At 33.9% G+C, this 16863-nt stretch carries 16 protein-coding genes and 3 tRNA genes; 17 read left to right on the top strand and 2 right to left on the bottom strand.

Translation table 11 applies throughout. From position 1 onward, the window contains the following. The first annotated feature begins 8 nt into the window (after positions 1–8). From ACUSJC_RS14120 to ACUSJC_RS14140, 5 genes are all read left to right on the top strand, one after another. Positions 9–830, top strand: a complete 822-nt coding sequence (locus tag ACUSJC_RS14120) for a hypothetical protein (RefSeq protein ID WP_449270208.1) — start codon at positions 9–11, stop codon at positions 828–830. 14 nt (positions 831–844) lie between these two features. Beyond that, complete coding sequence (locus ACUSJC_RS14125) at positions 845–2002, top strand: hypothetical protein (protein ID WP_449270209.1); 1158 nt, start codon at positions 845–847, stop codon at positions 2000–2002. Positions 2003–2093: 91 nt separating this feature from the next. Next, positions 2094–4022 (top strand): putative porin, encoded by a 1929-nt coding sequence (locus ACUSJC_RS14130; RefSeq protein ID WP_449270210.1) that lies wholly within the window; start codon positions 2094–2096, stop codon positions 4020–4022. Positions 4023–4218: 196 nt separating this feature from the next. Further along, positions 4219–5580 carry a pyridoxal-phosphate dependent enzyme gene (locus tag ACUSJC_RS14135; protein ID WP_449270211.1) on the top strand — a complete coding sequence of 454 codons (1362 nt, stop codon included), beginning with the start codon at positions 4219–4221 and terminating at the stop codon, positions 5578–5580. 22 nt (positions 5581–5602) lie between these two features. Next, the gene (locus ACUSJC_RS14140; RefSeq protein ID WP_449270212.1) at positions 5603–6475 is read left to right on the top strand and encodes a cation diffusion facilitator family transporter; all 873 of its coding nucleotides are present in this window, start codon (positions 5603–5605) and stop codon (positions 6473–6475) included. Here ACUSJC_RS14140 and ACUSJC_RS14145 read toward each other — a convergent pair. Continuing rightward, complete coding sequence (locus ACUSJC_RS14145) at positions 6472–8133, bottom strand: GLPGLI family protein (RefSeq protein ID WP_449270213.1); 1662 nt, start codon at positions 8131–8133, stop codon at positions 6472–6474. The two genes, ACUSJC_RS14140 and ACUSJC_RS14145, sit on opposite strands and share 4 nt — an antisense overlap. Before the next feature lie 74 nt (positions 8134–8207). Here ACUSJC_RS14145 and ACUSJC_RS14150 point away from each other — a divergent pair, with 74 nt between their 5' ends. From ACUSJC_RS14150 to ACUSJC_RS14175, 6 genes are all read left to right on the top strand, one after another. After that, a complete protein-coding gene (locus ACUSJC_RS14150) occupies positions 8208–9476 on the top strand; it encodes a DUF2851 family protein (protein WP_449270214.1) in 1269 nt (422 codons plus the stop codon). 14 nt (positions 9477–9490) lie between these two features. Further along, on the top strand, positions 9491–9712 hold the full coding sequence (locus ACUSJC_RS14155; protein ID WP_449270215.1) for a PspC domain-containing protein: 222 nt from the start codon (positions 9491–9493) through the stop codon (positions 9710–9712). Positions 9713–9795: 83 nt separating this feature from the next. Beyond that, positions 9796–11616 (top strand): sodium-dependent transporter, encoded by a 1821-nt coding sequence (locus ACUSJC_RS14160; RefSeq protein ID WP_449270216.1) that lies wholly within the window; start codon positions 9796–9798, stop codon positions 11614–11616. Further along, on the top strand, positions 11616–11771 hold the full coding sequence (locus ACUSJC_RS14165) for a hypothetical protein (RefSeq protein ID WP_449270217.1): 156 nt from the start codon (positions 11616–11618) through the stop codon (positions 11769–11771). Before ACUSJC_RS14160 ends, ACUSJC_RS14165 begins: the two co-directional genes overlap by 1 nt. A 42-nt stretch (positions 11772–11813) precedes the next feature. Then, entirely contained in the window at positions 11814–12671 is an 858-nt protein-coding gene (locus tag ACUSJC_RS14170; protein ID WP_449270218.1) for a ComEA family DNA-binding protein, read from the top strand. Positions 12672–12691: 20 nt separating this feature from the next. Further along, on the top strand, positions 12692–13834 hold the full coding sequence (locus ACUSJC_RS14175) for an acyl-CoA dehydrogenase family protein (RefSeq protein ID WP_449270219.1): 1143 nt from the start codon (positions 12692–12694) through the stop codon (positions 13832–13834). Between the two features lie 76 nt (positions 13835–13910). Here ACUSJC_RS14175 and ACUSJC_RS14180 read toward each other — a convergent pair whose 3' ends face one another. After that, the gene (locus ACUSJC_RS14180; protein WP_449270220.1) at positions 13911–14807 is read right to left on the bottom strand and encodes an MBL fold metallo-hydrolase; all 897 of its coding nucleotides are present in this window, start codon (positions 14805–14807) and stop codon (positions 13911–13913) included. A 137-nt stretch (positions 14808–14944) separates the two neighbouring features. On the opposite strand from ACUSJC_RS14180, the gene rpsU reads away from it, so the two are divergent. The 6 genes from rpsU to ACUSJC_RS14210 all read left to right on the top strand — a co-directional run bounded on the left by rpsU (position 14945) and on the right by ACUSJC_RS14210 (position 16823). Next, on the top strand, positions 14945–15139 hold the full coding sequence (gene rpsU / locus ACUSJC_RS14185; RefSeq protein ID WP_449270221.1) for a 30S ribosomal protein S21: 195 nt from the start codon (positions 14945–14947) through the stop codon (positions 15137–15139). A gap of 71 nt (positions 15140–15210) precedes the next feature. Beyond that, positions 15211–16107, top strand: a complete 897-nt coding sequence (locus ACUSJC_RS14190) for a tyrosine-type recombinase/integrase (protein WP_449270222.1) — start codon at positions 15211–15213, stop codon at positions 16105–16107. Positions 16108–16138: 31 nt separating this feature from the next. Next, complete coding sequence (hpf, locus tag ACUSJC_RS14195; RefSeq protein WP_449270223.1) at positions 16139–16441, top strand: ribosome hibernation-promoting factor, HPF/YfiA family; 303 nt, start codon at positions 16139–16141, stop codon at positions 16439–16441. A gap of 89 nt (positions 16442–16530) precedes the next feature. Next, positions 16531–16604, top strand: a tRNA-Thr gene (locus ACUSJC_RS14200). Positions 16605–16642: 38 nt separating this feature from the next. Further along, positions 16643–16725: transfer RNA gene (locus ACUSJC_RS14205), tRNA-Tyr, on the top strand. A gap of 26 nt (positions 16726–16751) precedes the next feature. Then, positions 16752–16823 (top strand) — tRNA-Thr (locus ACUSJC_RS14210). Positions 16824–16863: the final 40 nt, after the last annotated feature.

Here is a 16863-nt window from a genome sequence, read left to right on the forward strand (position 1 = left end):
AAAAAGTTATGAAAAAAATCGTTTTATTAACAACAGTTATGCTTACAACTCTTTTTGTAAGCTGTAACGATGATGATGTTACGCCTTTAGGGCCTGACACTACAGTAGTTGGTTTTTCTTCGAATGCTACTACGAAAATTTATGTGAATGATATCCCTTCAGTTGAATTGGATCTTCCTAAGGTAACTTTAATTAGTTATGCAAATGATCAATTACCCACTGAAGATATTACTTTAGAGTGGGAAATTGTAGATCCAACTACTTTAGGATTAACCCCTGAAGAACTTGAAGATTATGCTTTACCAGGAGTAGAGTATGATGTGCCGGCTACTGGAAATACAGGTCAAGTTACTATTGTAGCAGGACAAACCTATATTGACATGCCATCTATCACTTTTCATCCTATTGAATTAATTATTGGTGAACCTAAGAAAATAATTGTTTCTTTAACATCTATTACTAGTGGAACTGTTGCTTACCAATATAAAGATGTAGTGGTAACTATTAATGGTGCTTGTGCTTCTAATCTTGAAGGAAATTATACACTAAATAGTGGAGGGGGGCAACCAGCAACATTTACTAAAGAAGGAACAGGTTATTATTCAGTTGCATGTATATACTTACCAGAAAATATTTGGGTTGGTGGAAGTACAATAACATATCATTTAACAGACGTTTGTGGAAACATTACTGTTGATGATTATATCTTAGGTGGTGCTTATCATTTGATTGGTTCTGGTGTTGTAAATCCTGATAATAGTGTTACAGTAACACTTAGTTTAGAGGGGACTGCATTTACAGATTTAACAGGTACTTATACTCCTAACTAATAAAAATATAAAGTATGAAAAAAAATATAAATAGTATATTTAGAAAGGCAACTTTGTTTTCATTAATTGCGATGTCTTTAGTGGCGTGTGATAATAATGAAGAACCTGATTATGCTGCATCTTCTGTTAATAAACCAACAGTTTCTGTAGAGTTTGGATCATATTCAATTACAGAAGCAGAAACTGCTGTTGTTAATTTAATGTTAGATCACAGTTTCAATACAGATGTGAGTTACCGTTTATCTATTGTTGATGGTAATACTGCAATTGATAATGAAGATTTTGTTCTTTTAACAAGTGATGGTTCAGAAGGATTGCCGCATTATTTAGATGCAAGTTATGCTGATTATGCTCCTTATGAAATGGGAGATCCTGATGCTTTAACTTATGGAGTTGTTATTCCTGCATTTAGCTCTACTTTCGCAATCAATGTGGCAGGTTTGATTGATGATGTTGATGATGATGTTAAGTCTGTTACATTTAGACTTACACCAGCGGGTAATTATAATGGTCTTGTAAATGAAGAAGCTTCTGAATTTACAGTTAATATTTCTAACTTTGATGTAACACCTGTTGATTTTACTTTTTCTTGGAATAGAGATTTTAATTATATGGGCTTTACTTTTAGTTTAGATGATATAGGTTACGATATGGATTATCTTTGGGCTTCTGAAGATTTCTCATCTATTGATTATTTTTCTGACAGCCAGGCAGCAACAGGAGATTCTCCTGAAACGTTAACTTTTGATCCGGCTAATCCTAATATTCCTGATTTTGAAATAGGTGCTACTTACCATATTATACAAAATATATATGATGATGCTGGTTTGAGTGCAGTTGGAGTTTCACCTTCTTTCCTAATACCTACTACAATAGATTATAGTCGTAGTGGTAATTCAGGGACAATCGGAAGTGGTACATATGTTCAGGCAGATGCAGACGCTCCTAGTTCTGATGATGGAGATAGAGTTGCTGGTTATTTAGGTTATGTAGTATCATTTAAAGTTGATGCTAGTGGTGTATTTACTTTGTTTGATTATTATACTGATGAAGTAATTGCTTCTGGTAAAAATTCTAATTCTTTTAATAAAAAAGAAATTATGGATAGAGTTTTCTTTTTGAGAAAACAAAAAAGTAATGTAACTGCTCCAAAAGTTAAATTAACAAAATAATCTTTTTTAGATTTATATTGAACCCTCTCTTTATGAGAGGGTTTTTTTTATCTACAATTTCTCATTACATTTGCCATTATCAAAAAATGTGATGAGAAATTTTTTTGTTTTCCTTTTATTTTGTTTTTCACTGTACAGTTTTGCTCAGATTAATATGCTTGAGCAAGATTCTAATACTAAGACTGATTCAACACGTCGTTTTAATGTCGGGCAAAATATAAACAAAGAGAAAAAACCACCTATAGATTTGTACAAAATCTATAATCTTGAGAGAGATACTACTTTTTTGGATACGACATTGAGTATTCAAAAAGAATACAAATATAATTTGCTCAGAAAGGATATTTTTGGATTACTTCCTTTTGCTAATGAAGGACATACCTACAATACGTTAGATTTCAACTGGGTAAAGAAAAGTGTTTCTCCCAACTTTGGATTTACAGCCAAACATTTTAATTACCTAGAATTTAATGATGTAAAATATTATTCTGTTCCTACACCATTAACCGATTTGTATTATAAAACAGTAATGGAACAAGGACAATCATTAGATGCCTTCCTGACAGTTAATACAAAAACTAATCTAAATTTTTCTATTGCTTATAAAGGACTGCGTTCCAATGGAAAATATATTAACAATATTTCCAGTTCCGGTAATTTCAGATTTACAACAAGCTATTTTACAAATGATAAGCGATATTTCTTAAATGCTCATTTTGCCGGTCAAGATATTTCTAACCAAGAAAATGGGGGAATTGTCGATACATCTTTGTTTGAATCTAGTGAAGATCCTTACAATCAGCGCGATAGGTTAGATGTCTATTTTAGTGATGCCACTTCTTTATTAAAAGGGAATCGTTTTTTTGTAGATCATTCTTTTAAATTGAACAAAACCAATCCTAATAGTATTATCATTAAACATCAGTTCAATCAAGAATATAAGTTTTTTGAATTTACTCAGTCAACTGTATCTTCTCGTTTTGGTGATTCTTATGCAAATGCAATCAATAATAAAACCCGTTATAATCATTTGTATAACAAAGTGGGGGTAGGTTTTACAACCGAAAAATACGGAGATTTCATAGGTTTTGTAGATTACAACACCTACAATTATTATTACAATAGTGTAGTTTACGATAGTTCTGAAAATATTGTAGTACCCAATTCACTAAACGACAAAATAGCCTCTTTCGGTGGAAATTATACTTATTTTTTACACGGAATAAAATTGAATCTTTTGTTCTCTAATTCTATTACGGACCAATCACTTTCTAATGTTGAATTGTCAGCTCAGTACAAATTAAATGAGGATTATAATTTTCAATTCAAATACCAAAAGCAAAATACGTTACCTAATTTAAATTATACATTATATCAAAGTAGTTATGTAGATTACAATTGGTATAATAATTTTAAGAATGAAAAGCGTAATCAATTCCAAGTTGCAGCCCAAACAAAATGGCTAAACCTAGATGTAAACTATACTATTCTTAATGATTATTTATATTTTGATAATATTACCAATGATATTGCAACGCTGACAGTTAAACCGTTTCAATACGAGAATACAATCAATTATCTTTCCCTAAAAGCCAGCAAAGAATTTAGAGTAGGGAAATTTTCATTGGATAACACAGTTCTATATCAAAAGGTGGCACAAAGTGCCGATGTATTAAATGTTCCTGAAATTGTAACACGACAAACGCTTTACTTTTCAGAGCATATATTTAAAAAAGCAATGTTTATCCAAACAGGATTCACCTTCAATTATTTTACAGAATATTATCAAAACGATTACAATCCGTTAATCGGTGAGTTTTATATTCAACACGAAAAGAAAATCGGAAACTTCCCGTTAATTGATTTCTTTATCAATGCAAAGGTGAAACAAACGCGAATTTTCTTGAAAGCAGAACATTTCAATTCGGCGATGACAGGATATAATTATTATTCGGCGCCTAATTATCCTTATCGCGATTTCTTGGTGCGCTTTGGTCTAGTGTGGAATTTCTTTAAATAAGAGAAACGAATCTGCAGGATTTCTGGGTTACCATTTTCCCGCTGTTCGCTATACAAGGTGTCGCTTCCATCGGGGTTAGCATGTTGGCTTAAGGATTTTTTGGAAACCAAAGAATTATCAAATACCTTTGTCAAAAATTAGTAAAGAAAGAACTTAAGTCAAAATTGTTTTTGACCATAATTTTTACGGTAAGAATATGAAATACGCAAAAAATATACTAGAAACTATTGGAAACACCCCATTAGTTCAAATCAATAAAATCACCAAAGAAATTGATGCTTTAGTTTTAGCTAAGGTGGAAACCTTCAATCCCGGAAATTCGGTAAAAGACCGCATGGCAGTAAAAATGATTGAAGATGCCGAAGCTGACGGTCGTTTAAAACCGGGCGGAACTATCATCGAAGGGACTTCCGGAAATACCGGAATGGGATTAGCTTTAGGAGCGATCATCAAAGGTTATAAGTTGATCTGTGTGATTACCGATAAGCAATCCAAAGAAAAAATGGATATCCTTCGTGCCGTTGGTGCAAAGGTAATTGTTTGTCCTACAGATGTTGAACCAGCCGATCCGCGTTCCTATTATTCTGTTTCAAAACGTTTAGCAGAGGAAATGCCAAATGCTTGGTATGTCAATCAATACGATAATCCTAGTAATGCTTTGGCTCATTACGAACAAACCGGACCTGAAATTTGGGAACAAACAGAAGGTAAAGTAACGCATTTTGTAGTCGGAGTAGGAACTGGGGGAACTATTTCCGGTGTGGCTAAATATTTAAAGGAACACAATCCCAATGTGAAAGTTTGGGGAATTGATACTTATGGTTCTGTATTTAAAAAATACCACGAAACCGGTATTTTCGATGAAAATGAAATTTACTCGTATATCACAGAAGGAATTGGAGAAGATATTTTGCCTAAAAATGTTGATTTTTCACTGATTGATGGTTTTACCAAAGTAACCGATAAAGATGCGGCAGTATATACCAGAAGATTAGCTTTGGAAGAAGGAATTTTTGTTGGGAATTCTGCTGGTGCGGCGATTAAAGGAGTGTTGCAATTAAAAGAACATTTCAAACCGGAAGATGTGGTTGTGGTTTTATTTCACGATAGCGGAAGCCGTTATGTGGGTAAAATTTTTAACGACGACTGGATGCGCGAACGTGGTTTCTTGGAAGAAGAGATTACAAAAGCATCTGATTTAATTAAAGATCATGTAGATAAACCATTGATTACTGTTAAAACAGAAGAATTGGTTTCACATGCTATTGAACGCATGAAAAAATATAAAATTTCTCAAATTCCGGTAGTGGATATCAAGGGATTTGTAGGTAGCGTAGATGAAGCGGATTTATTCAGAAGTTATGTAGAAGATAAAAATATTGCCGATAAACCCATAAAAGAAGTAATGGGAAATGCATTTCCAATTGTGAAAGCTTCAGCTCCGGTGGAAGAAATCTCAAAACTGATTACCAAAGAAAATCAAGCCGTTTTGGTGGATTTAGGAGAAAACAAATTCCACATCATTACGAAACACGATATTATCAGCGCTATTAAATAATAGCGCTTTTTTTTCTAAAAAAATGAGTAACGAAAAAACAGCGATACAAACGACCTATTTCAGTATTTTTGGAAATACAGCTTTAGCATTGATCAAAGGGTTAGCGGGAATTTTTGGGAATTCGTATGCACTTATTGCTGATGCTATCGAATCCACAACGGATATTTTTTCATCACTTTTAGTTTTATTCGGATTAAAATATGCAGAACGTCCGGCCGATGAAAACCATCCTTACGGTCATGGTAAAATTGAGCCTTTAATCACATTTATTGTAGTTGCCTTTTTAGTAACTTCTGCTACTATCATTGCTTACGAAAGTATTGAAAATATCCAGACTTCTCACGATATTCCTGAAAAGTGGACATTATTAGTATTAGGCGGTATCATTATTTGGAAAGAGATTTCGTATCGTATTGTGATGAAGAAGGGGATAGAAACCAATAGCACTTCGTTGCAAGCTGATGCTTGGCATCATAGAAGTGACGCGATTACTTCGGTTACAGCTTTTGCAGGTATTTCTGTTGCTATTTATTTTGGAAAAGGTTTTGAAACTGCCGATGATTGGGCAGCTTTATTGGCTTCTGGTTTTATTCTGTACAATAGTTATAAAATTTTCAGACCGGCGTTGGGCGAAATTATGGATGAGCATTTATATGACGATCTGATTTCGGAAATCCGAGAAAAAGCCATTGAAGTTCCCGGTGTTTTAGGAACAGAAAAATGCTTCATCCGAAAATCAGGAATGAAACATCATGTAGATCTGCACGCTATTGTAAATGGTGATATTTCAGTGAAAGAAGGACACGAAATTGCACATAGATTAAAAGATTATTTGAGAAGTGAAATTCCTAATCTTGGTCATGTGCTTATTCATGTCGAACCTCATAAATATTAATTTCCCAGTAAAGCTCCAGATATATTCCAAGCGCTAAAACTCCCGCCTTCGGGTTCGCCTTGAGGAATTTGTACTTGAATGGTGTGTTCGCCTTTTGGTAAATTACCTAATGAAATATAATAAGGATACGTTACTGTTCCCGGACACCAATTGGATCGGCTATAATCAGAAGAAGATAATCCGTTGGCAAAATTACCGGAAGCAGGATTAAACAAACGGTAAGAACCGCAATCTTGTCGCCACGGAATAACACTGTGAACTTTTTTACCATCTAAAAGAATAGTATTCTCTTTGGGTACAAACTCATCACCATTTTCCCAACCACCGTGACCTGTAACGGTATAACGCAAAACGGCATTTTCTATAGGTTCTTCTGTTTTGAATGAAACAAAAACGCCTTTTTCGTTATTAAACATGGTGCCATAATTTTGGCTCGCCATTTCCATAACGTTTGTAGTATTAAATAACGGAACAACTTTAGTGTAATTGAAAATTTTTGTTTCATCTGGATGAATAGTCATGTTAAGTGAAACTTTATGTCCGCCTTTATCATAATTTCCAATAAAACATCCCACCCAAAGTTCTTTTCCCGACAAAAAGGAATTGTATTCTGAAATCTCTTCGCGATACGAAACAACATCATGCCATTCTTTGTCTTTTAACGTAATGTGATTGTATTGGTGAATGCCAAAAGGAGTAAAGAAACGCATCAATTCTAATAAGGGGGAATATTCTGAAGTAGCAACCATACCTTGATATTCTTTTCCGTTTCCATTGGTGTAAATGGGTAATGTTTTGGCACCGTTTTGTAAACCGTTTAAAAAAGAAATCGGTTTATCTTGCGGAATAACAAAAACACTTCCGGTTCTGTCATAAGCGTCTCCATTAGATTGTTCTTTTAAATCCACAAAAACTTGACTTCCTTTTTTTAGTTCCGGAAACTTGATTTTTTTTAAAATAATAGTTCCGCTGGCAAAGCGCAAAATGCTATCGTTAGATTGGGCTTCGCTAGAAAAACGAATCAATTCATCTTCAAAAACAGGAATCGAAATGAATCTGCTTTTCCAAACTAAATCATTATACGTTAAATTGTCAACCAATTCGTTTTCATTGTATTGAATGGGTGAAAACTTTTTGATTTTTTCTATTTTACTTGCAGTAACTACGTAATTGTTGTTTCGGTTCATTTCTAAAACAGTTCCTAAAGTTTGCCCTAAAACAGTTGGTCCGCCATTGGCTTTTAATTGAGTAGTAAACCAAATGGCTATGTGATTGGAATTGATAACCGTTTCTGCTTTTTGGCATTTGTAACCCAAAATAGATTTAAATTCGTCCGTAATTTTAAATTCTTGTTTGGCTAATGAAGCGCTATCTTTAGTACTGATCGTTTTGTCTTTAGAAAGATTACTCAGTTTTACAAATTCGCCTAATTTGGGGTACACAATAGTTTGCTCAAAAGGAAAATCGGCTTTTTGTGACCAAATAGTTTGCGAAGTTACCAAACATTGATCGGCAGAAAGGAAGGCTAAAATTGGATTTTCGGTATCAATAGCGTTTCCGTTGTAGGTTTTGCTATAACTTATTTTGTAGTTATTTTTGGTTTGAGCGACTGATACTAAAATAGTTAAAAAAGTAGCTAGTAAGAAAAATCTTTTCATTTTTTGGTCGAATTGTTTTTACAAATATAAAACTTTGATTACTTTAGCAGTTATATACGCCAAACAGATTTATTATGAAAGAAATTATTTTGCACTACTTGTGGCTGCACAAGCAAGTGGATGTCACTCGTTTATGGACTACAAAAGGAGAAAAAATTGAAATTTTTCAATTTGGAAACTACCTCCAAACTTCAGGTCCTGATTTTTTTAACGCCCAAATGGTTATTGGTGACCAAAAATGGGCTGGAAATATCGAAATTCACGTCAAATCTTCCGATTGGTATTTGCATCATCATCAAATGGATGACAATTACAACAATGTTATTTTACATGTTGTTTGGGAACACGATACCGAAGTGTACCGAAAGGATAATTCTGAAATTCCGGTTTTGGAGCTTCGAAAGGTTGTAGATGTAGAGTTAATTCAAAGAATTCAAAATCTATTATCGGAGAAAAAGTGGATCAATTGCGAAAATTCGATTGCATCGGTTGATGTTTTTGTGTTAGAAAATTGGAAAGAAAGACTCTTTTTTGAGCGATTGGAAGAACGTTCTTTAGAAATTAATGAGCTGTTTGTTGATTTTAAACACGATTGGGAAGCTACTTTTGTAGCTGTTTTGGCAAAGAATTTTGGATTGAATGCTAATGGTGAAAATTTTCTCCAAATTTTAAAAGCAATTCCTATAGCTGTTTTACAAAAAGAACGGCACGAACAAAAACATCTTGAAGCTTTGTTTTTTGGGATTTCCGGATTGTTAGAACGAGATTTTGAAGAACAATATCCGAAAGAATTACAAGAAATTTGGTGCTATCAGCAAACAAAATATCAATTAGAAAAGGTTTCGAATGTAGAATTACAATTTTATAAACTTCGTCCCGATAATTTTCCAACGATTCGATTGGCTCAATTTGCAGCATTGTTGTCTAAAAATCACAGCATTTTTTCTTTGGTGAATGCAATTTGTTCTTTTGGAGAAACAAGAGATAAATTACAGGTTTCGGTTTCAGTATATTGGAACTCGCATTATAATTTAGACAAATCAAGTAGATTTAAAGCTAAAAAATTGTCGGATAATTTTATAGAACTTTTGCTGATTAATACTGTTATTCCTTTGCAATATGCTTATAGTAATTATTTGAATCAGGAAAGAACAGAAGAACTGATTGGTTTTTTACGAGAGCTAAAACCGGAACGAAATACAATATTAGAACGTTTTTCTCAAATAGGAGTTTCTAATACAAATGCATTTGATTCTCAAGCTTTGCTTCAGCTAAAGAAAAAATATTGTAATTCAAAACAGTGTTTAAAATGTGCGATTGGGATACAACTTTTGAAAAAATGATGTACTTTTAAGCCATGATTTATAAACTACTTCATTTTTTTGAAAAACACGGTTTTTTTGTAGCTTCTCGTTTTGCCGAACGCTTAGGGATGAGAGCTACTAATGTGCGTTTGTTTTTTATTTATATCACTTTTATTACCGTTGGAGTTGGCTTTGGGTTTTATTTGACTTTAGCTTTTTTGTTAAAGCTGAAAGATATGATTTACACTAAGCGTAGTTCCGTATTTGATTTGTAAAGTAAAATTTAGCTTAAAATTAACTTTTCTTTGTTTTTTGTTAAGAATTAGTATCTTTGGGAAATTAACAACCAATACGAACTATGTCAACAAAATCAGATTCTTGGGGGTCGCGCGTTGGACTCATTTTAGCCATGGCCGGGAATGCTGTTGGACTTGGGAATTTCTTAAGATTTCCAGTGCAGGCAGTACAAAACGGAGGTGGAGCCTTTATTATTCCTTATTTAATTTGTTTCTTGGTAATGGGTATTCCGTTACTGTTCATTGAATGGTCTACTGGTCGTTACGGAGGAAAATTCGGCAATCATAGTACTCCTTATATATTAGATACTATGGCCAAAGGAAGAATCTGGAAATATATCGGTGTTTTTGGAATCTTTACAAATATTGCAGTAGCTTCATATTATTGTTATATAGAATCTTGGACAATGTCTTATGTGTATCATTCTGTTGTTGGAACATTTAACGGAATGAGTCAGGGGGATGTAGCAGGTTTCTTCAATTCGTATGTAGATGTTTCGCAATCAACAACCGGGATTCCTTATGAAGCCGTTGTTTTTTATATTATTTGCTTAGTATTGAATACTTATATTCTTTCTAAAGGTTTAGGAGGAATTGAAAAAGTAGCAAAAATAGGTATGCCATTATTGATTTTATTTGGTGTTATTTTAGCAATCAAAGGGTTGACTTTAGGAACTTCAGGAGCGTCAGATATTTTCCCGGAAGCTAATGCTTGGGATGGTTTAAATTTCTTATGGACTCCACAATTTGACTCCTTGTCAAATCCAAAAGTATGGTTGGCTGCAGCGGGGCAAATTTTCTTTACACTTTCAGTAGGTATGGGAACGGTTCACTGTTATGCCGCTTATGTTAGAGAGAAAGACGATATCGCTTTAAATGCTGTTTCTGCCGGATTCATGAATGAGTTTGTGGAAGTAGTTTTAGGAAGTTTAATCGTTATTCCTATCGCTGCCGGATATTTAGGTTTAGACTGGGTGATTCAAAATGCAGGTTTTGGAATGGCTTTCCAAACAATGCCTTATCTGTTCCAGCAATGGGGAACGGTTTTGGCTATTTTCGCAGGTGTGTTCTGGTTCGGTTTGTTGTTCTTCGCAGGAATTACTTCATCTTTAGCAATGGGAACACCTTGGATGGGATTCATGCAAGACGAGTTCAAATGGAGTAAAAATAAAGGAGCTTGGTCTTTTGGTGCTTTGGCATTAATTATGGGATTGCCAACAGTAATTTTCTATAACGAAGGGTTGTTTGATCAATACGATTATTGGGCAGGTACAGTAAGTTTAGTACTTTTTGCCTTTTTAGAAACAGTATTGTTTTCATATATTTTTGGAATTAATAAAGGTTGGGCTGAAATTAACAAAGGAGCTGATATTAAATTGCCAGGAATTTATAAATACATTATTCTAATTGTTACGCCTTTATTATTAGGTTGGGTTTTAGTATCAAGTATACCTGATTGGGTTGATAAAATTAAAGATGCTGATACTAATAATAAAGAGTGGTTTGCTAAAGAGTTCAAGGCAGAGAGTTTTGAGTCGACTGGTGAAAAATCTGGAAAAGTCGTAGAAGCAAAACCAGATTACTTGAAAATTTCTTTTGACAGTCAAAAGAAAGTATTTGATAAAGAAACAAAGCAAGTTAAAGTAGTTGATTTCGTAGATTACAAAGAATATAATTTTGATACAGCTAAATCGCAACAAACTATAGTTAAAGTTGGAGATATTGTAAAACCAAATGATGTAATAGCAACAGGTGAATTTGTAAATAATGCTTTTTATAAGTTTTTAGGAAGAATATTGTTGTTGACGTTGTTTATTTTTATTTCTTTTGTGGTATATTTAGCGTATAAAAGAAGAGTAAAAGAAGGGAGGGTAACAGCATAATGAATACAACAGCATTAATAACAATGGTAACAGCACAAGGGATAGTAATTGCCTTTGCAAGTTTTTTCTTTTACAAAGTGTTAACTACACCTCCTAAACAGGAACCGGATTCGTTTAGTGAAAACGATGATGTTCAAGAAAGACAAGCTGAATAAATGTAAGTTTTAGATATAATGAAGAAATTAAAATCCTACTTTATGTTTTCATCCGAACACAGAAGTGGGATTTTTGTTTTATCACTATTGATAGTCTTAGTTCAAGTGTTTTATTATTTCTATAAAAATAGGACTCAGCCAAATTATAAGCCTTCTGAAGAAGAAATACAATGGTTGGCAATTCAGCAAGAAATAGATTCACTAAAAGGTATTCAGTCGCAAACTAAATCTAAAATATATCCTTTTAACCCTAATTTTATAACCGATTACAAAGGGTATATGTTAGGAATGTCTGTAGCCGAAATTGACAAATTACATCAATTTAGAGCGCAAGATAAATTTGTAAATTCTGCTCAGGAATTTCAAAAAGTAACCGGAGTTTCCGATTCTCTTTTGGCGGTTTTGTCTCCTTATTTTAAATTCCCAGATTGGGTTACCCAAAGGAATAATCAAAAACAAAAAGACGATTATGCCTTCTCAAATGACAAAGTAAAAAAAGAACTTGTTGATGCTAACTTAGCTACAAAAGAACAATGGATGGCTGTTTACGGAATAGGAGAAAAATTATCAGAGATCATTTTAAGAGATAAAGAAAAGTTCGGTGCTTTTGCGTCTATTGAACAGTTGCAATATGTTTGGGGAATTTCTCCCGAAGTGTATCAAAAAATACAAGAGGGCTTTTTTGTTCCGGAAAGTGTAGTAAATCTTAAAAAAATAAACATCAATACGGCTTCCGTAAAAGAATTAGCTGCTTTTCCTTATTTCAACTATAAATTAGCTAAAAGTATTGTGACGTATAGAAGTATGAATGGTGAAATTTATAACTTTGAAGATTTAACAAAAATAAATGAATTTCCTGTTGAAAAAATAAAAATAATAGCTTTATATTTGGAAATGTAAAAAAATAAGCATTTCTAAAGATGAATTTTGAATATACTGAAACTCAAAAAATGATTGCAGAATCCATTCGTGATTTTGCTGAAGTTCATATAAGGCCTAATATTATGGAGTGGGATGAAGCCCAAATTTTTCCGGTTGAACTTTTTAAAAAACTGGGAGAAATGGGGTTTATGGGAGTTCTGGTTCCTGAAGAATTAGGAGGTTCCGGTTTAGGTTACCACGAATACATTACTATTATTGAGGAAATTTCTAAAGTAGATTCTTCTATCGGACTTTCAGTTGCGGCTCACAATTCACTTTGTACTAATCATATCTTGACTTTCGGAAGCGAAGAACAAAAGAAAAGATGGATTCCTAAATTGGCTACAGCCGAATGGATTGGTGCTTGGGGCTTAACGGAACACAACACAGGTTCTGATGCCGGAGGAATGAATACAACGGCTGTAAAACAAGGAGATAATTGGGTAATAAACGGAGCGAAAAACTTTATTACGCATGCTATTTCCGGAAATGTTGCGGTTGTAATTGTGAGAACCGGAGAAAAAGGAGATTCTCGTGGAATGACTGCTTTCGTAATTGAAAAAGGAACGCCGGGCTTTACTTCCGGTAAAAAAGAAAATAAATTAGGAATGCGTGCTAGTGAAACAGCCGAATTGATTTTTGATAACTGTATCGTTCCTGATGCAAATCGTCTAGGGGAAGTAGGAGAAGGGTTTATCCAAGCAATGAAAGTTTTAGATGGCGGACGTATTTCTATTGGTGCATTGTCTTTAGGAATTTCAAAAGGAGCATATGAGGCAGCACTAAAATATTCGAAAGAGCGTCAGCAATTTGGAAAGCCTATTAGTGAATTTCAGGCCATTAGTTTCAAGTTGGCTGATATGGCAACAGAAATTGAAGCTTCAGAATTGTTGTTACACAAAGCGGCTTATTTGAAAAATAATCATAAGCCGGTAACCAAGTTGGGCGCTATGGCTAAAATGTATGCTTCCGAAGTATGTGTAAAAGTTTCTACAGAGGCAATTCAAATTCACGGTGGTTACGGGTATACCAAAGATTTCCCGGTTGAAAAATTCTATCGCGATTCTAAATTGTGTACTATTGGTGAAGGAACAACTGAAATTCAAAAATTAGTAATTTCACGTAATATTTTAAAAGATTAACCGTTTTTAAACATAACATAAGATTATAAAGGGTAAATTTAAAAAAGCTGTTTGAAATTTTCAAACAGCTTTTTTGCTATATTCTGCCTTCTGATTTTAGTTTCCAATAACGGTATAAGCCGGTAACCGACATAAAACTGGGGTTGGCATATTCGTATCGTTTTATTTCGTGTTCGTTCAATCCGGCGTTTTCTAATTCCTTTCTGGTAAATGCTACAAATTCAGGAGTAACGTCGGCTATAGGTGTTTTGGTTTCAAAATAAGGTTTAATCCAGTTAGCCCAAGAATGTAAGTGCAATTCCAATTCTTCTAATAAAGCTATCGGGTTGTCTTGTTTGGCAAAATGCGTCAAATATAAAGCCGAAGGATTTAGTTTCTTTAATTTATCAATCGACTGAAGCCAAAGCTCAAGATTGATATCGGGTGGAGGACAAGGTGGCTGAACCGGACCGTTTTCTATTCGTACTCCGGCAACATCTCCGGTAAAGATAATGTCTTCAATTTGGTATGCATTATGATGAATAGCATGACCTGGAGTGTACCAAACTTTAATAGTGTGCTCTCCAATGGTAATTTCGTCGCCTTCGTCAACAGCTTTGAGTTGGTTTGCCGGAATAGGTTGCATTTTTCCCCAAAGACGATCCATGTCATCGCCATAAATTTGACTGGCCGAATTCCAAAGTTTTTCCGGATTAGCCATGTGGGGTAAACCAATAGGATGAACGTAAATGGTTGCGCCGTGTTCGGCTAATTTCCACGCAGCTCCGGCATGATCAAAATGAATATGAGTTAAAAAAACATGTTTAATATCTTCTACTTTATGCCCTAGAGCTGTGATTCCGTTTTCAAGGTGTTTCCAAGTGCTTTCCGGTCCCGATTCTATTAAGATTAAGCCATCTGACGAAGGAATTAAGAAAGAAGCGATGCTTTCTTCCGATTGAAAATGTAAATCTATAACATCAATTGTATTCATAGTTTTTGAATTTAGTCCTCTAAAAATAAGGAATTTTGCGGTATAGACAAAGATGTAGTGAAAAAGAAAAAATAATTTGTTTGGTTGTTAAAAAGTTTTCTATATTTGCAGCCTAAATGAGAGGAGGTGTCTAGATTATGTTAATTATACCTATTAAAGACGGAGAAAATATCGATAAAGCATTAAAACGCTATAAGAGAAAATTTGATAAAACAGGAACTGTTCGTCAATTAAGATCACGTCAGCAATTTACAAAACCATCGGTTTCTAGAAGAGCTGAAGTTCAAAAAGCACAATACATTCAAAGATTGAGAGATTCTATCGAAGCATAATCAATTTTTTGAATTCCATTAACAAAACCGTTAGTGAATAAAGTTTATCTTTGTTGCTAGCGGTTTTTTTTATGCAAAAAAATATTCAGGCATATCAGGATTATTTAGAAAAGGAAAAGAAATTTTCTAAACATACTGTTTTGGCTTATATTAACGATGTGTTAGAGTTTGAAAAGTATGTGGCTGGCGAATACGAGAAAATTGCTTTAGAAGAAATTAGGTATAATATTGTTCGTTCTTGGATTGTTAGTTTAATAGAAAGTGAAATGACTAATAACTCGGTGAATCGAAAAGTATCTTCGCTAAAGTCCTTTTATAAATTTTTATTGAAAATAAAAGAAATTAAAACAAGTCCGTTGGCTAAACACAAATCGTTGAAAGTGGCTAAAAAAGTTCAGGTTCCGTTTTCGGAGAAAGAATTGAAGGATGTTGTAGAAATGAATGATTTTCCATCCGATTTTGAAGGTGTTAGAAATAGACTGGTAATAGAGTTGTTTTATACAACCGGAATGCGTCGCTCGGAGTTAATCGGGTTAAAAGAGGCAAATGTTGATTTTTATAGTAAAACGGTTAAGGTTTTAGGAAAGAGAAATAAGGAACGAATTGTGCCGTTGTTACAGCCTACACTTGATCTTATTGTTGACTATCAAAATATTAAGAAAAAAGAGATTCAAGTGCTAGACGAGGATTTGTTAATTTTGTCTAAAAATGGTAAGAAAATTAGTGAATCGTTTGTTTATCGTTTGATAAATGACTATTTTAGTAGTGTGTCTCAGAAAGTAAAAAAGAGTCCACATGTTCTTAGGCATACGTTCGCAACACATTTGTTGAATAACGGAGCCGATCTTAATTCAGTAAAAGAGTTATTAGGTCATGCTAGTTTGTCTTCGACTCAGATTTATACGCACAGCAGTTTGGCTGAATTAAAAAATGTATATCAAAAGTCGCATCCTAGAAATCTAGAGTAGCTCATTTGTGTAACCTTTAAACGTTTTGATTATGAAAGTAAATGTTCAGGCTGTAAACTTTAACATTGACAAAAAGTTAATTGATTTTACAAACGAAAAATTATCTAAGTTAGATAAGTATTTTGATAAAATTGTATCTTCTGATGTTTTCTTTAAACTAGAGAATACGAGTGATAAAGAGAATAAAACAGTTGAAATTAAAATCCAAGTACCAGGAGATGAATTTATGGTCAAAAAGACCTGTAAAACTTTCGAGGAAGCCGTGGATTCTGGGGAGGAGTCTTTGGAAAGAATATTGGTAAAACACAAAGAAAAAGTAAGAGCGCATTTATAATTTAAAAAAAAGCAAAAAAAAGTTTTGAATAAAAAATAAATTATATACATTTGCAGTCCGTTAGAAATAGCGGACTTTTTTAATGAGTCGCCGGTGTAGCTCAGCTGGCTAGAGCAGCTGATTTGTAATCAGCAGGTCGTGGGTTCGAGTCCCTCCATCGGCTCAGTAGTTCTTGAAAGAATTGAAAATAATTAATGGATTGGGGAGATACTCAAGCGGCCAACGAGGGCAGACTGTAAATCTGCTGGTTTTCACCTTCGCAGGTTCGAATCCTGCTCTCCCCACAAATTACCTGTTAATGGCAGGATAGGCCGGTGTAGCTCAGGGGTAGAGTGCTTCCTTGGTAAGGAAGAGGTCACGGGTTCAAATCCCGTCATTGGCTCTTTATAATGTGTATTAAATTTGAACACTAATATATAATA

It is taken from the genome of Flavobacterium sp. U410 (assembly GCF_053570605.1).

Coding starts and splice junctions, on each gene's coding strand:
- ACUSJC_RS14130 (WP_449270210.1), top strand. CDS start 2,094: ATGAGAAATTTTTTTGTTTTCCTTTTATTTTGTTTTTCACTGTACAGT.
- ACUSJC_RS14155 (WP_449270215.1), top strand. CDS start 9,491: ATGATTTATAAACTACTTCATTTTTTTGAAAAACACGGTTTTTTTGTA.
- ACUSJC_RS14180 (WP_449270220.1), bottom strand. CDS start 14,807: ATGAATACAATTGATGTTATAGATTTACATTTTCAATCGGAAGAAAGC.
- ACUSJC_RS14170 (WP_449270218.1), top strand. CDS start 11,814: ATGTTTTCATCCGAACACAGAAGTGGGATTTTTGTTTTATCACTATTG.
- ACUSJC_RS14145 (WP_449270213.1), bottom strand. CDS start 8,133: ATGAAAAGATTTTTCTTACTAGCTACTTTTTTAACTATTTTAGTATCA.
- ACUSJC_RS14120 (WP_449270208.1), top strand. CDS start 9: ATGAAAAAAATCGTTTTATTAACAACAGTTATGCTTACAACTCTTTTT.
- ACUSJC_RS14150 (WP_449270214.1), top strand. CDS start 8,208: ATGAAAGAAATTATTTTGCACTACTTGTGGCTGCACAAGCAAGTGGAT.
- hpf (WP_449270223.1), top strand. CDS start 16,139: ATGAAAGTAAATGTTCAGGCTGTAAACTTTAACATTGACAAAAAGTTA.
- rpsU (WP_449270221.1), top strand. CDS start 14,945: ATGTTAATTATACCTATTAAAGACGGAGAAAATATCGATAAAGCATTA.
- ACUSJC_RS14190 (WP_449270222.1), top strand. CDS start 15,211: ATGCAAAAAAATATTCAGGCATATCAGGATTATTTAGAAAAGGAAAAG.
- ACUSJC_RS14160 (WP_449270216.1), top strand. CDS start 9,796: ATGTCAACAAAATCAGATTCTTGGGGGTCGCGCGTTGGACTCATTTTA.
- ACUSJC_RS14125 (WP_449270209.1), top strand. CDS start 845: ATGAAAAAAAATATAAATAGTATATTTAGAAAGGCAACTTTGTTTTCA.
- ACUSJC_RS14140 (WP_449270212.1), top strand. CDS start 5,603: ATGAGTAACGAAAAAACAGCGATACAAACGACCTATTTCAGTATTTTT.
- ACUSJC_RS14165 (WP_449270217.1), top strand. CDS start 11,616: ATGAATACAACAGCATTAATAACAATGGTAACAGCACAAGGGATAGTA.
- ACUSJC_RS14175 (WP_449270219.1), top strand. CDS start 12,692: ATGAATTTTGAATATACTGAAACTCAAAAAATGATTGCAGAATCCATT.
- ACUSJC_RS14135 (WP_449270211.1), top strand. CDS start 4,219: ATGAAATACGCAAAAAATATACTAGAAACTATTGGAAACACCCCATTA.